At 44.0% G+C, this 13,168-nt stretch carries 13 protein-coding genes; 3 read left to right on the top strand and 10 right to left on the bottom strand.

What is annotated here, in order from left to right; genetic code table 11:
• The first annotated feature begins 189 nt into the window (after positions 1-189).
• Positions 190-1,029, top strand: coding sequence for a manganese catalase family protein (locus ACUYLD_RS03125; protein WP_446674395.1), 840 nt, complete (start codon positions 190-192; stop codon positions 1,027-1,029).
• A gap of 325 nt (positions 1,030-1,354) precedes the next feature.
• On the opposite strand, the gene ACUYLD_RS03120 is transcribed toward ACUYLD_RS03125, so the two are convergent.
• The 7 genes from ACUYLD_RS03120 to ACUYLD_RS03090 form a co-directional block, all read right to left on the bottom strand.
• Positions 1,355-1,717 carry a YmaF family protein gene (locus tag ACUYLD_RS03120; protein ID WP_254349356.1) on the bottom strand — a complete coding sequence of 121 codons (363 nt, stop codon included), beginning with the start codon at positions 1,715-1,717 and terminating at the stop codon, positions 1,355-1,357.
• Between the two features lie 277 nt (positions 1,718-1,994).
• Positions 1,995-3,392 (bottom strand): Fe-S cluster assembly protein SufB, encoded by a 1,398-nt coding sequence (sufB, locus tag ACUYLD_RS03115; protein WP_013309556.1) that lies wholly within the window; start codon positions 3,390-3,392, stop codon positions 1,995-1,997.
• A 30-nt stretch (positions 3,393-3,422) separates the two neighbouring features.
• Positions 3,423-3,845 carry a Fe-S cluster assembly sulfur transfer protein SufU gene (gene sufU, locus ACUYLD_RS03110; protein WP_013309555.1) on the bottom strand — a complete coding sequence of 141 codons (423 nt, stop codon included), beginning with the start codon at positions 3,843-3,845 and terminating at the stop codon, positions 3,423-3,425.
• Positions 3,835-5,058, bottom strand: a complete 1,224-nt coding sequence (locus tag ACUYLD_RS03105; protein WP_440722903.1) for a cysteine desulfurase — start codon at positions 5,056-5,058, stop codon at positions 3,835-3,837. The genes sufU and ACUYLD_RS03105 overlap by 11 nt, the downstream gene beginning before the upstream one ends.
• On the bottom strand, positions 5,055-6,359 hold the full coding sequence (sufD, locus tag ACUYLD_RS03100; protein WP_446674394.1) for a Fe-S cluster assembly protein SufD: 1,305 nt from the start codon (positions 6,357-6,359) through the stop codon (positions 5,055-5,057). Before sufD ends, ACUYLD_RS03105 begins: the two co-directional genes overlap by 4 nt.
• A 23-nt stretch (positions 6,360-6,382) precedes the next feature.
• On the bottom strand, positions 6,383-7,165 hold the full coding sequence (gene sufC / locus ACUYLD_RS03095; protein ID WP_446674393.1) for a Fe-S cluster assembly ATPase SufC: 783 nt from the start codon (positions 7,163-7,165) through the stop codon (positions 6,383-6,385).
• 442 nt (positions 7,166-7,607) lie between these two features.
• Positions 7,608-8,078, bottom strand: a complete 471-nt coding sequence (locus ACUYLD_RS03090) for a Dps family protein (RefSeq protein ID WP_069291579.1) — start codon at positions 8,076-8,078, stop codon at positions 7,608-7,610.
• A gap of 311 nt (positions 8,079-8,389) precedes the next feature.
• On the opposite strand from ACUYLD_RS03090, the gene mtnK reads away from it, so the two are divergent.
• Both mtnK and mtnA read left to right on the top strand, forming a co-directional pair.
• Positions 8,390-9,613: an S-methyl-5-thioribose kinase gene (mtnK, locus tag ACUYLD_RS03085; RefSeq protein WP_446674392.1), complete on the top strand. Its 1,224-nt coding sequence runs from the start codon at positions 8,390-8,392 to the stop codon at positions 9,611-9,613.
• Positions 9,614-9,618: 5 nt separating this feature from the next.
• Positions 9,619-10,728: an S-methyl-5-thioribose-1-phosphate isomerase gene (gene mtnA / locus ACUYLD_RS03080; protein ID WP_322171977.1), complete on the top strand. Its 1,110-nt coding sequence runs from the start codon at positions 9,619-9,621 to the stop codon at positions 10,726-10,728.
• Between the two features lie 151 nt (positions 10,729-10,879).
• On the opposite strand, the gene ACUYLD_RS03075 is transcribed toward mtnA, so the two are convergent.
• The 3 genes from ACUYLD_RS03075 to ACUYLD_RS03065 all read right to left on the bottom strand — a co-directional run bounded on the left by ACUYLD_RS03075 (position 10,880) and on the right by ACUYLD_RS03065 (position 13,050).
• Positions 10,880-11,182, bottom strand: a complete 303-nt coding sequence (locus ACUYLD_RS03075) for a YunC family protein (protein ID WP_061831876.1) — start codon at positions 11,180-11,182, stop codon at positions 10,880-10,882.
• Positions 11,183-11,486: 304 nt separating this feature from the next.
• Entirely contained in the window at positions 11,487-11,771 is a 285-nt protein-coding gene (locus tag ACUYLD_RS03070; protein WP_322157983.1) for a hypothetical protein, read from the bottom strand.
• Between the two features lie 19 nt (positions 11,772-11,790).
• A complete protein-coding gene (locus ACUYLD_RS03065) occupies positions 11,791-13,050 on the bottom strand; it encodes a WXG100 family type VII secretion target (protein WP_446674391.1) in 1,260 nt (419 codons plus the stop codon).
• Between the last annotated feature and the right edge of the window lie 118 nt (positions 13,051-13,168).

Genomic DNA, 13,168 nt, shown 5'->3' with positions numbered 1-13,168 from the left:
TGAACTCTTTATTTTAAAGTGAAACATATGCTTCTCTTTAATAATTTTTATACAAACCAAACAAACAGATAGTTAAATATAAAAACTCCTATCAGAATGTTGTTATGCTGATCCTCGTTTTATTACATCTTGAAAAGGTTAAATACAGTTAGAATTCACTAAGCTGCTTTAACTATAGGAGGAGTAATTATGTTTAGACATCAAAAAGAGCTGCAGTTTGAAGTGAAAGTGGAGCGTCCTGATCCTCTTTTTGCCCGGCAGGTACAAGAAGTTTTGGGAGGGCAATTTGGAGAAATGACCGTGATGATGCAATATTTATTTCAAGGGTTTAACTGTCGCGGTGAGCAGAAGTATAAAGATATGCTAATGGACATTGGAACTGAAGAAGTAGGGCATGTGGAGATGCTGTGTGCTTTAATTAGTCAACTACTTGATGGAGCTAAACCAGAAGATCAAGAACAAGCTGCAAAAGACCCTGTTACAGCTGCCATTATGGGGGGAATTAACCCGCAGCACTTGCTGGTCAGCGGTCTTGGTGGATTACCTAGTAATTCAAATGGAGTTCCATGGAACGGCTCTTATATCGTCGCAAGTGGCAACCTTTTGGCGGATATGCGGTCTAATTTGCACGCAGAGAGTCAGGGTCGGTTGCAGGTAGCAAGGCTATATCATATGACACAAGATGAAAGCGTCAGAGCTACACTACGGAAAATGCTAGCACGTGACCGCTATCACCAGTACCAATGGATGGCGGCAATCCAAGAATTAGAAGAAAAAAACGGTGTTGTGGTCCCGGCTTCTTTTCCTCCTGAAGCAGAGCAAGAGTCTCAGCCTGAAGCTTATGAGTTTTGGAATTTGTCTGAAGGCGAAGAATCTAGTGAAGGTTTGTGGGCAACAGGAAGTGCGCCGGATGGAAGCGGGAGCTATGTGTACATCTCTAAGCCTGTTGCCAAAGGTCAAATCTATAGTGCCAAAATACCAGCAACCGAATTACATCATGACTTAGACCATAAAACTTCAGATAAATAAACAAGTAGCAGACGAGCTGTCTCAACATTAAAGATTGCTAATTGGTGATACTGACCATAAAAATGAAACAAAAAATATATACTTAAAATTCGAATAAGGCGGCTTATCATAAGGCATAAAATCATAGCCGGTCATTAATCAAGAAGTACAGAATCAATGTAAGACTAAAAAGCCCTGCCGACCATTTATGGTTAGCAGAGCTTTTTGATTTATTTCGAGTAATTTACACATCACCGAAAAATCGAAGACGATGCTCTCATTCTTTATGAGCAGCTGTCTATAACAATTATTTGTGTTACCTCAGCTTCGGTCAAACCACCGTTCATTAAATAAGAGGTGCCTGAATTAATGTTGCAAAATTAAACTGGTGTACATGACCATCATTTAATGTAGTTTGGCCCGTAACAAAATGTACGTGTTTTCCATTTCCGACTGGAATAGCTGGTCCTGTTCTAATTTTTTTCAGATTATGAAAGTGGTTCACGAAATCAGTTTTTGTAAGATCGATTTCATGGACATGACTTCTTCCAACTCGAATCGCTTGCCCAGTAACACCTGCAAAGCGGTGGTTATGTCGGTCTGCACCTTCTTCAGCCAGTTTGGTGCTACCTTCAAATTCATGTACATGTCTCTGTGTCTGTTTAGAAGAGAGAGGTTTCTTCTTCACTCCAGCTTTATTCTTCTGCATCTGTTGGCATGCCTCCTTATGTTTATGTCACTCACAACATCCTATTAAGCAAACATACATAAGTGCTAGGCAACTATCCGCAGTCCTGAGCATAATTTTTTTATGTAGTAGAAAGAAGGCTTATGGACTTAGGCATCACAGAAAAAATAAAAGAAGACGAACTTAAAAAGTTCGCCTTCTATACTAGAGAAAATCCGAGTCAGCACAAATCGGCACGACTCCGATCTAACAGCTTTAATTACCTCAAGTACCTTGTCACGCCAAGGATTACTGCGTTTTAACCGATGGAACCTTCCATTTCGAACTTGATCAAACGATTCATCTCTACCGCATATTCCATCGGCAGTTCTTTGGTGAACGGCTCAATAAAGCCCATAACGATCATTTGCGTTGCCTCTGCTTCAGTCAAACCACGGCTCATCAGATAGAACAGCTGATCTTCCGATACCTTGGAAACTGTTGCTTCGTGCTCAAGCGTGATGTCGTCATTCATAATTTCATTATAAGGAATAGTATCTGAAGTTGATTGATTATCCAAAATCAACGTATCACACTTGATATTTGATTTTGCACCTTGAGCCTGACGACCGAATGAAGCTAATCCGCGATACGTTACTTTACCGCCGTGCTTACTGATCGACTTGGATACAATTGTGGAGGTGGTGTCTGGTGCCAAGTGGATCATTTTCGCACCTGCATCCTGATGCTGGCCTTTGCCTGCAACAGCGATGGACAAGACCATCCCTTTCGCTCCACGGCCTTTCAATACAACGGCTGGATACTTCATCGTCAACTTGGAACCGATGTTACCATCGACCCATTCCATCGTTGCATTCTCTTCAGCAACCGCACGTTTGGTTACCAGGTTATAGATGTTTGGTGCCCAGTTCTGGATCGTTGTATAACGAACACGTGCGTTCTTCTTACAAATAATTTCCACCACCGCACTATGCAGCGAGTTCGTGCTGTAAATTGGAGCCGTACAGCCTTCTACATAATGCACAAAGCTGTCTTCGTCAGCAATAATGAGCGTACGCTCGAATTGACCCATGTTTTCCGAGTTGATACGGAAGTAAGCCTGCAATGGAACTTCACATTTCACACCTTTTGGTACATAGATGAAGCTTCCGCCTGACCATACCGCACTGTTCAGTGCTGCAAACTTATTGTCCGCAGGAGGTACAACTGTTGCAAAATACTCTTTCAGAATCTCAGGATGCTCACGCAACGCCGTATCGGTATCCATGAAAATAACGCCCTGATCTTCCAGTTCCTTTTGCATACTGTGGTAGACAACTTCCGATTCATACTGTGCGGATACACCAGCCAAAAACTTTTGTTCCGCCTCAGGAATACCCAATTTATCAAAGGTTTCTTTAATTTCCGTCGGAACTTCTTCCCATGTCTTCCCTTGTTTCTCGGAAGGTCTTACATAGTACTGGATATCGTTGAAATCCAGTTCATCCATATCTCCGCCCCAGTTTGGCATTGGCATTTTTTCAAACTGTTTCAGTGCTTTCAGACGGAACTCCAGCATCCATTCTGGCTCATCCTTAATTTTGGAGATTTCCTTTACAATTTCCGGAGTGAGACCCTTACCTGTTTGGAAAATGGACTTGTGCTCGTCACGAAAGCCATATTTATACTCTTCCATTTCCGGTGCTTTCTTGGCCATGTTTCTCAAACCTCCTCTGTTCTATTTAAATTATTTATCTTCATCAATCCCTTTGCGCAGCGCGTTCCAAGCCAGTGTTGCACATTTGATGCGGGCCGGGAACTTATTTACGCCTGACAAAGCTTCCAATTCTTCATAATCATCGAATTCGACGGCTTCTCCCTTCATTAAAGAAGAGAAGCGGCTCGCCATATCCAGTGCCTGATCAATCGTTTTTCCTTTGACCGCTTCTGTCATCATCGAAGCTGAGGACATACTAATCGAGCAACCTTCACCGGTAAAACGGGCATCTTCGACCACGCCGTCTTTCGTTTTGAGTTGAAGAGAAATCCGGTCACCACACGTAGGATTATTCAAATCCACCGTAACGGCATCGTCCTCAAAACGTCCGCGATTGCGCGGATTTTTATAATGATCCATAATCACGCGTCGGTACAAGTCATCAAGTTGCATCGCCAAAATACTCCTTTGTTTGGATTAAGGCGCTGACCAGAGCGTCGACTTCTTCTTCCGTGTTATAGAGATAAAAGCTAGCACGTGCAGTTGCACTGGCTTTCAGCCAGCGCATTAACGGCTGGCAGCAATGATGCCCCGCACGTATAGCTACCCCTTTGCTATCCAGTACAGTAGCTACATCATGCGGATGCACATCATCCAGGTTGAAGGTTACGAGCCCGACATGACGTTCTGCAGGTCCGTAAATCGTCAACCCCTCCACTTCACGGAGACGTTTGAGGGCATAGTTGGACAGACGGCTTTCATGCTGCGCAATGGCGTCCAGTCCGATGCTTTCCAGAAAATCAATGGCAGCTCCCAAGCCAACAGCTCCGGCGATAATCGGAGTTCCACCTTCGAATTTCCAAGGCAGCTCCTTCCATGTGGATTCATACAATCCCACATCGTCGATCATTTCCCCGCCGAACTCAATGGGCTCCATATCCTCCAGCAGCGCCTTCTTGCCGTACAGTGCCCCGATCCCAGTAGGAGCACACATTTTGTGACCCGAAAAGGCATAAAAGTCAGCATCGATGTCTTGCACGTCTACTTTCATATGTGGTGTGCTTTGTGCACCGTCTACAACGATAACTGCCCCTTTGCGATGCGCAATAGCTGCAATCTCTTTGACAGGGTTCACAACACCAAGCACATTGGAGACATGTGCAATCGCTACAATTTTCGTGTTCTCTGTAATGGTATTCTCCACATCAGCAAGATCAACGCTACCATCCTCTTGAAGTGGAATATATTTCAAAGTCGCGCCTGTGGCTTTGGCTACCTGTTGCCACGGAATCAGATTACTGTGATGCTCCATTTGTGTGATGACAATTTCATCACCTGCCTGGCAATTAGATCTGCCATAGGAAGAAGCGACCAGATTCAGCGCCGTTGTTGTTCCTCTTGTAAAAATAATTTCCTGACTTCGCTTTGCATTCAGAAAGCGGGCTACCTTCTCCCGCGCACCTTCATAAGCATCCGTTGCGCGGCTACCCAAGGTATGCACACCACGGTGAACATTTGAATTATCATATTCGTAGTAGTGCTTGATCGCCTCGATGACCGCCAGCGGTTTTTGCGAAGTGGCCGCATTATCCAAATAAACCAGCGGATGACCGTTAATCTCCTGATGTAAAATCGGGAACTGTTCACGGATCAATGCAGTATTCATTGGCCTAACTTCCTTTCAACAAGGCTTTGCAGCTGATGTTGAAGTCCTTCGAGCGGAATTTCAGATACGACAGGTGCCAAGAAGCCATAAATAATCAGACGTTCAGCCTCTGCACGGCTAATCCCTCGGGACATCAAGTAATACACTTGTTCACGGTTTACCTGACCAACCGATGCTGCGTGACCTGCCGTTACATCATCTTCATCAATCAGCAGGATCGGGTTAGCGTCACCACGCGCTTTCGGGCTGAGCATCAGAACACGTTCTGTTTGCTGACCGTCTGCTTTGGTAGCACCTTTTTCAATTTTTGTAATTCCGTTAATGATGGAAGAGGCTTCTTCACGCATTACTGCGCGCGTAATCATCTGACTGGCGGAATTTTTACCAAAATGCTGTGCTTGTGTCGTATAGTTCAGCTTTTGTGAGCCGGAACCTACAGCAATGATCTTGGCATCCGAATTGGAGCCATTGCCTTTGAGCACGGACATGGTATTGCTTGCTGTATTACCGTTGTTCATTTCGCCCACAATCCATTCGATAGCTGCGTCATTTCCCAACGTGGCACGACGAATCGAAATATCCGTTACTTGCTCCCCAAACTGATGAACTGTCGCATAACGTACTTTAGCTCCTGCATTTGCAACAACTTCTACCGCACCGTTATGAAGAACAGGTGCCGCCAAATCCGCAGATACATAGTTGTCTACGTAAGTCACAGAACTGTGGCTTTCAACAACGAGCAGCACATGCGGTGCAAATGTTGCAGTCGCATCGTCCGTCAGGAATACAGCTTGAAGCGGAACGTTCAGCTCTACATTTTTAGGCACATAAGCAAATACTCCACCGTTCCAGAGTGCTGCATGCAATGCAGATAATGAATTTTCTTCAGCCTTAATAACTGTGTTCAGATGAGCTTTAACCAAATCAGCATGCTCTTTAACCGCTGTTTGTAAATCCGTGAAAATGACGCCTTGCGCCGCCAATTCCTCGCTCAGCTTCACATATACCGCGCCGGAGTTGCGCTGAATAATCAGACCGCCCTCCTGTTGCTCTTTGACCAAATCAGCAATGGCTGCAGGAACCTGCCCTATCGATGCAATGACCTCGCTCTGTTTATGTTGACCGTAATCGTTTAATTTCCAACGTTCGATTTTTGTTTTTTCAAATACCGGAAGCTCCAGTTTGCCTGCAAGCTCAAGTGCTTTTTGTCTGTCTTCGGCCAGCCAAGATGGTTCGCCGTTACGTTCGGACAGAACACGCAGTTGCTCGGAATCTACCGGAAGGATTGTTTGTGTAGTCATTAGTTTTCCTCCTCGCTTCCGGCTTACGCCTCTTGTCCTACAGTTTCATCATCGATACCTAGTTCTTCCTTGATCCAATCGTAACCGTCCGCTTCCAGACGCTCAGCAAGCTCAGGACCACCGGATTTAACAATACGTCCTTGCATCATCACATGTACATAATCTGGTTTAACGTAGTTTAACAGACGTTGATAGTGAGTAATGATAAGGAAACCACGCTCTTCGGAACGCATAGCATTGACACCGCTAGCCACGATTCTCAAAGCATCGATATCCAAACCGGAGTCGATTTCATCAAGAATGACGATTTTCGGATCAATCATCATCATTTGCAAAATTTCATTCCGTTTTTTCTCACCACCAGAGAAGCCTTCGTTCAGGTAACGGTGAGCAAACTCAGGATTCATTTCAAGCTCTTTCATTTTGCTTTCCATTTGACGGATAAACTTAATCAGGGAGATTTCTTGTCCTTCTTCACGACGCGCGTTGATCGCACTACGCAAAAAGTCGGAGTTCGTTACCCCTGCAATTTCACTCGGATACTGCATCGCCAAGAACAATCCTGCACGTGCACGCTCATCCACTTCCATATCCAGCACGTCTTCCCCATCCAAAGTTACTTTACCATCTGTGACTTCATATTTAGGATGACCCATCAAAGCAGACGCGAGTGTACTTTTACCCGTACCGTTAGGACCCATGATGGCATGGATTTCTCCGCCCTTCATTTCGAGGTTAATACCTTTCAAAATTTCCTTGCCTTCAATGGTCGCTTTGAGACCTTCAATCTTAAAGTTTGTAGCCATATTTGCAATACCCTCCAAAAAATGTAGTGTGGTGTCGAAATCAGAAAGTATATTTAAACAGGGGAGCCCCCTGATTTCAAGTAATATTTAAAAATTTATTTATAATCATTCTAAACTGATTCTCAATGATTCTCAAGTTATTTTATAATAAATATCTTGAAGGGTGCAACCAAGAGACACACGTTATCCAACTTTCTTCATAAAATGTTCACCCTACCAGCACACAAATGGCAAAATACACCCTGTGGTTGTTTATATAATTATAAATTTACACAAAAAACATGAGATGCATGATCTCTTTTCAGCCATAAAAACGCTACTGACAGCATGACGTCAGTAGCGTTTTACATGTAAAGGGTTATTTCAGAGCGTAACCCCACCACTATGGAGTGGAATTAAATTCACCGAACTAGGCATAAGTGATGAATCGAAATTCTGACAATTAGCCCAAATAAGAGCGAAGCATCCACATATGTTTTTCCAAATCCGCTTTATAACCGATCAGCAAATCTGCAGTTGGCTGGTCGGAATTGCTTTCCGCCAGTTCGATGCCTTCCTGAAACTCCTCACATACAGTTGCAAAATCCTCGATCAAGGTTTGTACCATCTTGGGAGCATCTTCGTTGCCGTTTGCTTCCTGAATCGATGACAGCTCCAGGTATTCCTTCAACGTTGCGGAAGGAGAACCTTTCAACGCGAGCAAACGCTCGGCGATCTCATCCATTTTCAATGTCACTTCATTGTATAACTCTTCAAATTTAACATGGAGTGTGTAGAAACTGGAGCCTTTCACATACCAGTGATAGTTATGAATTTTTACATATAACACATTGAGGTTAGCGACTTGACGGTTTAAAAGTTCCTCCACCGATTTGGTTTGCGTATTTTTCGAGTTACTTGTTGTTTTAGCCATCATAATCCCTTCCTTTTTCATCAAATTGATTTTCAGGAACGTTTACGTATCCATCACCGTCATGCTGACGGTAAGACGCCAGCGGGCATCCTAATATCACCTGCCGGACGTCTGTCTCATATTTACCCTCTCTATACGGAGTCGAAACAAAAAGAAGAGTACTCCTTTCTTCCTCTTTCAATCCCCATAAAAAAAATGTACAAAACTTCAATGATTTTCGTTATACTTTCTCTATCCTATCAAAATACTTGGTTTAATTTTGTAATATTTTTTAACTATTTACATGCGCACAATTTATGGAGGTGACTTCGTTGTCCCAATATCATCCTTTAACGACCGAAGAAGCAATCGAATTCGTTAAGAACATCCCCGGATTTTTTAGTCAGGATGCCCGTCTGGAATGCCGAGAAATCGGTGATGGTAACTTAAATCTGGTTTTTCACATTACGGATTCTAAATCTAACAAGAGTATCATTGCCAAGCAGGCACTTCCCTATGTAAAAATTGTGGGTGAATCCTGGCCGCTTTCACTGGATCGTGCCCGTATTGAACGCGAGGCACTTTTGCAGGAACACCATATTTGCCCAGAATTAGTTCCTGCGGTACTGGCGTATGACGATGAGCTTGCGTTGACCGTGATGGAGGATCTTAGCTCACACACCATCATGCGCAAGGGACTAATAGAAGGAAACACCTATCCATATTTCGCTAATCATATTGGGGAGTTTCTGGCACGCACGCTCTTCTTCACCTCAGATTTGGGCATGAATCAGCAGGACAAAAAAGATCTGGTTAAACGCTTTATCAACCCAGATCTCTGCAAAATAACTGAAGATCTGATTCTGGATGAACCGTATCGGTTCTCAGATAATAACAGCTATGGTGCCTACATCGAAGACGAAGCACTGGCACTACGTACAGATCAAGTGCTTCACTTGGAAGTGGCTTTGCTGCGAGAAAAGTTTTTGACACGAACCGAAGCGCTTCTGCACGGTGACCTTCATACTGGCAGCATTTTCGTAACGACCGAATCGACTAAAGTCATTGATCCTGAATTTGCCTACTACGGCCCCATGGGCTTTGATATCGGAGCGGTGATCGCCAATCTGCTGTTGAACTACGCAGCTCAGCCCGGATGGACCTCTGGCGAGAAAGCTCTAAAGGAAAGGCGTGACTGGCTTCTGGAGACTGCCATTCAGGTATGGGAGCAGTTTGAGGGTAGGTTCCGTAAACTGTGGGACGAGCATGTCACCGACCATATGGCACGTACACCTGGATATCAGGACTTGTATCTCCAGAAAGTACTGCAAGATACGATTGGTTTTGCAGGGTGCAAAGTGATTCGCCGTATCATCAGCCTGTCGCATGTGGCAGATATCGACACCATTGCCGATCCTGCTATCAAGGAAGCTGCGGAACGTCTGGCGTTATCTATCGGTAAATCCTTGGTTCTTCGCAATCGCGAGCTTCATTCGATTCGGGAACTGGGAGACATTGTTCGGACAGCAACAGCTGCCCAAACTAAAGGAGCTTAATGAATATGAGTGAAAAGAAAGATTCGGCACCCGTAACCTCCGGGAAAGCTGCAGTGTCCAGGCAGGCTCTATCTTCGCTGGTGTGGAAAGGTAACCATTTGTCCATGCTGGATCAGCGTCTGCTGCCCGAAACGATTGTCATGCTGGATTTATTCACGGCCGAGGAAGTATGGGACGGCATCCATGCCATGAAGGTACGCGGTGCGCCTGCCATCGGGATGGCTGCGGCCTACGGCGTTGTGCTGGGAGCTACCGCCTACGACGGCACCGACGTTGCTGGGTGGCTGGAGCATGTACATGCCGTGTGCGGACATTTGGCTACCTCACGGCCGACAGCCGTAAACCTCTTCTGGGCCCTGGACCGCATGAAGAAGCGGGCCGGGGAACTCATCGTTGAAGCTAGCGGAGGTCAGGTCGAAGACTGGAATGCCGGGCTGGAGCGTGAAGCCATAGCCATTCAGGCAGAGGATGAAGAAGTATGCCGCCAGATCGGCATCCATGCTTTACCTCTGTTCGAGGACGGGATGGGCGTACTCACTCACTGCAATGCAGGTGGATTGGCGACAGCGAAATACGGAACAGCGCTCGCGCCGATGTACCTTGCGCAGGAGAACGGCATCCACCTCAAAGTATTTGCCGACGAAACCCGTCCCGTGCTGCAAGGTGCGCGCCTGACCGCTTTCGAGCTTCAGCAGGCAGGCATTGATGTCACCCTGCTCTGTGACAATATGGCGGGCATGGTGATGTCCAAAGGATGGGTACAGGCCGTTATTGTCGGCACAGATAGAGTCGCTGCTAATGGAGATGTGGCCAACAAAATCGGCACCTACAGTCTAGCTGTGCTAGCGAAGGCGCATGGCATTCCTTTTTATGTCGCTTCCCCACTATCTACCATTGATTTGCAGACCGCAACAGGCGCAGATATTCCGATCGAGGAGCGTTCTGCGGAGGAAGTTACCGAAAGCTTTGGTAAAAGGACCGCCCCGCAGGGCATCAAAGTCTACAACCCAGCTTTCGATGTTACACCTCATGAGTACATTACCGCCATCATTACCGAAAAAGGAATTGTGCAAGCACCCTTTAGCGAGAGCCTGACCAATTTGTTTGCCGAATAATTGTTCTTACAGATCATATAGTTCGTATATAATTCAAAAAATTCTTCTCGATAGAATAGAACTTTTCATAGAAAAAAACCGGAGCCAAAAAGTCCGGTTTTTTTCGGTTCTTGTTCCTCTACTTTTATGCAACATATGCACATAGGCTTCATTACACCAGTTTCAATAATGCTTCGTAGCCTGGCATCCCCGGCTTAATCCCCAGCTGCTCCGCTTCTGTCGTCACCGATTCCATCGGCGCTTCCAACAATTCTTTCAGCGTTTTTACCCCCACAGCTCGTGCGGCAAGAATTTTCCGATCCGCCAGCCGCTCATTGAGCAGTCCAACATCCAGTGCACCACACATGATGTAACCACGGGAGTTGGAGATAGTCAACAGCGTTGTTTTAGGCAGTTTGACCTCGACTCCGATAAATGTATGCTCACCCACTTGTACGGGTTCCATGTGTATCATGGTTATTACATGCACCTCCTCTTTGTTCACCCGGGATATTTTATGCGGCATTTGCGGGTAAGTGTGGACGCTCGTGGATACGTTCAAAATATCATGGTGAATAACTATAACTCGAGGGGGCCTCCTAACTTTGGGCAAAATTCAGTACAATGTTCTTTTCGTTTAGTTGTTTAAATATTTTGTAGGCGTAAGTTCATTGTTTATATTTACAACACTATAAATAAAGATAGGAGTATGCGATTCGCATACTCCACTTTTTCAGATGCCTTAATTTATTTTATGAAAATCGCAATACATTATAAATCTACAGTAATTGTACTACTTGTGTTCCCTTTTTTATGTCTTTAATATTTCCTGAATCCTGCACACTAATACCAATGAGTGGAAGGTTAGCAATGGAAAAAGAAATGCTAATATCTAATACGTCCAGTTCGCATTTTGTCCCATCTACCTTATCTACTTGTATTTTTGAACCTATCAAACTTTTCAAATTCGTATGATCCTGCTTATCAAATTCAATATTTGTTCCAACTAAAATAATTCCTTTATTGGGTGTTTTAATGATATCGTCTAACTTCATAATCTCCAAAAGAACATCTCCATTCTAACTAACGTTCATGTATGAACAGTATATCTTTAACTTCCCTAATTTTGATACCTTCGTTTTTTAATCTAGTAATTCCATCTCTTAAAAGCATGATTCTTTCTAATTGAGTCAAGTCAGGAGCAAATCTTGCAGCTCGGATACTTGCTTGAGCTTCGTCAAGTGCAAAGTTCCTAGTTATAACATTAAATTCATCATCCATAACTTGAAAGGATTTTCCGGCTAGTCCTGCTTCATAATGCCCGACAACTTCATGAGCTATTGTTCCATGACCAGTAATCCGGCTATTAGCTGCTAATTTACCTGTGGCATTAGAAGGAAGTACATCATTATTTATATTGAGAATCGTATCGAATAATAATCCTGTAGGAGAAGTATCATTAGGCCCCGCTACACGGATATTTTCTTCTGGCATTCCTATTTTTTTTGCATACTGAGTTAAACTTCCAATTTGTGCTTCAGTTAAAGGCACTTCATTACGCAGACCATTAGTATCTATAATTTTTCTTGTATTGTCCGCACCTTCTATTATTCGGGTAGTTCCATCTTTTAACGGAGTATATTTTACAGACCCCGATAACCCAATTTTAGGTTTAATTACTGAACTAACTCCTCCAAGTAATCCAGCAGTACCGATCATATTAGCCCAGTGTTCCTTTGACCACGCATTGGTAGGATTAAATGCTCCCTGAATCATACCCGTTACTCCAAATGTACCGAAATTGAGCATGTCATTCCATGAATCGTTTTGTTTAGCTGCCCGTTCCATGTATCCTTGATACATTCCTTTTGGAATACCATACGACATATAATCTAAGAAGCTCCAAACTGATTCAAACTTTTTCTCATAGCGTACTGAATTAGCGTCTACAAAATCCTGACCTAGTTCAGTTAAGCTATCTACTGATTTCTGGAATGCATTTCGTGTATCTGGAGCAGGAACAGCACATGAATTAGGTGGAGGTGGTAAACAACTTGCGTCAATGTTACCTGCTTCCATCAAATCTGCTAATCTGAATTTATCTGCATAGTGACGTAATTCCCTAGCAATAGAATCCGTCAAGGTAACAAAGTCATTCATATTCTTCTGAGAGGTTTGGAAGGAATAGTAAAAGTGCTCTTTAGTCAGTCCTTCCCACAATTGCCCCATAGATGAAATTTGTTGTACTAAGTTACTATTCATTTGAGTTGCCGTTTGCTGTGCTAACTCAAACTGCTTGGAGACAGACATAAGCTGTTCTGGTGTCACTTTAATGGTTGTCATAATATACCTCTAGTGTGAGTTCGTTATGACATAATAACACTATTCAAATTTATGGAAAACCATCTTAATTTCTAATTGTTATGTGAAGGATTAACCTTTCTACCTACGTCTAGAGGCC

The sequence above is a fragment of the Paenibacillus sp. SER-28 genome (genome assembly GCF_052906305.1).
This window is presented reverse-complemented; position numbering and strand designations above follow the sequence as displayed.